The sequence below is a fragment of the Falsiroseomonas oryzae genome, assembly GCF_027856955.1.
In the GTDB taxonomy this organism is placed as follows: Bacteria; Pseudomonadota; Alphaproteobacteria; order Acetobacterales; family Acetobacteraceae; genus Falsiroseomonas; species Falsiroseomonas oryzae.
Genome location: NZ_JAPSMD010000644.1, coordinates 1 through 2,301, shown reverse-complemented (window position 1 = coordinate 2,301; position 2,301 = coordinate 1). Strand labels below are relative to the sequence as shown.

The window sequence follows — 2,301 nt, the reverse complement described above, 5'->3', positions numbered from 1 at the left end:
GGCCGGTGCCGCCTGGCGGTGCGGGCGGCGGCGCCCCCGGCTTGCCGGCCACCGGCGCGGGCGCTGCGGCCAGGGCCGGTGGCTTGCTCGTGGGCAAGGGCGGAAAGGCGGCCGGCGCCGGCACGAAGCCCGGGGCGTTGGAGGGTGGCGGCTTGCCCACCTGCGCCCGCGCCTCTCCCCCGGGCATCAACCCGATGAGCAGGACAGCCACTGGGAGGAGGAGACAGCGCATCGTCGCGGAACCATGCCGATGTGGAAGCATCGCGGTCAATCGTGGCAGAGGTTTGTTGCGGCAGTCCTTCGCGCGTTGCGGCAAGTCTTTCACGGGTTACAGCAACCCGTCCCGCCGGAAGGACAGGTGCCGGCCATTGCCGATCACGAGGTGGTCGTGCAGCACGATCCCCAGCGCCGCCGCCGCCGCCTTTACCTCGCCCGTCATCTCGAGGTCGGCGCGGGACGGCGTGGGATCGCCGCTGGGGTGGTTGTGCACCAGGATCAGCGCGGTGGCGCCCAGTTCCAAGGCGCGCTTCACCACCTCCCGCGGGTAGACCGGCGTGTGGTTCACCGTGCCTCGGGCCTGGGCTTCGTCGGCGATCAGGCGGTTGCGGGTGTCCAGGAACAGCACGCGGAACTGCTCGATCGGCTCGCGCGCCAGGGCCGCGTGCAGATAGGCGGTGAGCCGGTCCCAGTTGTTCAGCACGGGCTGCTCCCGCACCTCCGCGCGGAGCAGGCGCAGCGCCGCGGCCTGGGACGCCTTGATCACCGCGACGGCGGCGTCCCCGACGCCCTCCACCTCCCGCAGCTCGGCGGGCGGGGCGGCAAGGACGTTGGCGAAGCTGCCGAAGCGCGCCACCAGGGCGCGGGCGATCGGCTTGGTGTCCCGGCGGAGGACTGCGAAGAACAGCAGCAGCTCCAGCAACTCGTAGTCGGCCAGCGCCTCCGGCCCGGCGGTCAGCAGCTTCTGGCGCAGGCGTTCGCGATGGCCGAGATGGCCGGGCGGGGCCGCCTCGGTATCCGGGGCCGCCAGGCCGAACAGGCCCGGGCTCGCTTCGGCGAAATGCGTGGGCTTGCGGGCCATGCCAGCGCAGCCTGCACCCGGCTGGCCGGGATGTTCAACCTCCGCGAGAGACACCCGCGGCGGTGGCGCGGCAGGCTCAGGCCCGGTAGGGCGGGCGGTGCAGGCCGGCCGGGGAGATCGTGAAGATCTCCACCCCGTCCTCCGTCACGCCGACCATGTGCTCGAACTGGGCGGAGAGCGAGCGGTCGCGCGTCACCGCGGTCCAGCCATCGTCCAGGATCTTCACCTCCGGCCGGCCGGCATTCACCATCGGCTCGACGGTGAAGAACATGCCGGGGCGCAGCACCGGGCCTTCGCCCGGGCGGCCGAAATGCAGCACGTTCGGTGGCTCGTGGAAGCGGCGGCCGATGCCGTGGCCGCAGAAGTCGCGCACCACGGAGAAGCGGTGCTTCTCCACGAAGGACTGGATGGCGTGGCCGATGTCGCCCAGCGTTGCGCCGGGGCGGATCGCCGCGATTCCGCGCATCATGCTCTCGTAGGTGACGTCGATCAGCAGCCGGGCCTTGGTACTGGCCTGGCCAGCCACGTACATCCGGCTCGTGTCGCCGTGCCAGCCGTCCAGGATGACGGTGACGTCGATGTTCACGATGTCGCCCTCGGCCAGCACCCGCTCGCCCGGGATGCCGTGGCAGACGACATGGTTGATCGAGGTGCAGGACGACTTGGTGTAGCCGCGATAGCCCAGCGTCGCCGGCGTGGCGTGGCTGGCCACGATGTGGTCGTGGATCAGCCGGTCGATCTGCTCGGTGGTGACGCCCGGACGGACATGCGGGGTGATCATGTCCAGCGTCTCGGCCGCCAGACGGCCGGCGCGACGCATCCCTTCGAAATCCTCGGGGCGATGGATGGTGATGCGGCGCGATTCGCCGCCCTGCTGTTCCATGCCGACTCTGCGTCCCGGATGACCGCTGCCCTGGGGGCCTGCGCGCTGGCGCGTGTGTGGAAGATCGCAAGATGCGCGTCCGTCAATGTCATTGCAAGGCGGACGGCGTGCCGCGGGTCGTGTCGCATCTGGTGAGACGATGTTTATTTTCCTCGTTTAGGCGGGCCTCGGACATCGTCACGGAGGATCGCCCTGCTCGTCTCCTGCGCTACCGCCGTCGCCCGGGTGGTGCGTCGCGTGGCCGTGGCGCGGCCGCGGATCGTCGTCGCGGGAGCCGCGGCAGGGGTGGTGCGGCGCGCGCGCCGGCCGCTGCTGGCCTGCCGCGACGTCGGCGCGATCG

At 71.3% G+C, this 2,301-nt stretch carries 2 protein-coding genes; both read right to left on the bottom strand.

All coding sequences use genetic code 11. The features are described 5' to 3' along the window. Window positions 1–328: 328 nt before the first annotated feature. Entirely contained in the window at window positions 329–1,078 is a 750-nt protein-coding gene (gene radC / locus OZN99_RS30050) for a RadC family protein (protein WP_270938882.1), read from the bottom strand. Window positions 1,079–1,154: 76 nt separating this feature from the next. After that, window positions 1,155–1,961: a type I methionyl aminopeptidase gene (gene map, locus OZN99_RS30045; protein WP_270938881.1), complete on the bottom strand. Its 807-nt coding sequence runs from the start codon at window positions 1,959–1,961 to the stop codon at window positions 1,155–1,157. Window positions 1,962–2,301 lie beyond the last annotated feature (340 nt).

What these genes read in the sequence shown, in the direction of transcription:
- radC (WP_270938882.1), bottom strand. Translation starts at nt 1,078, where the DNA reads ATGGCCCGCAAGCCCACGCATTTCGCCGAAGCGAGCCCGGGCCTGTTC.
- map (WP_270938881.1), bottom strand. Translation starts at nt 1,961, where the DNA reads ATGGAACAGCAGGGCGGCGAATCGCGCCGCATCACCATCCATCGCCCC.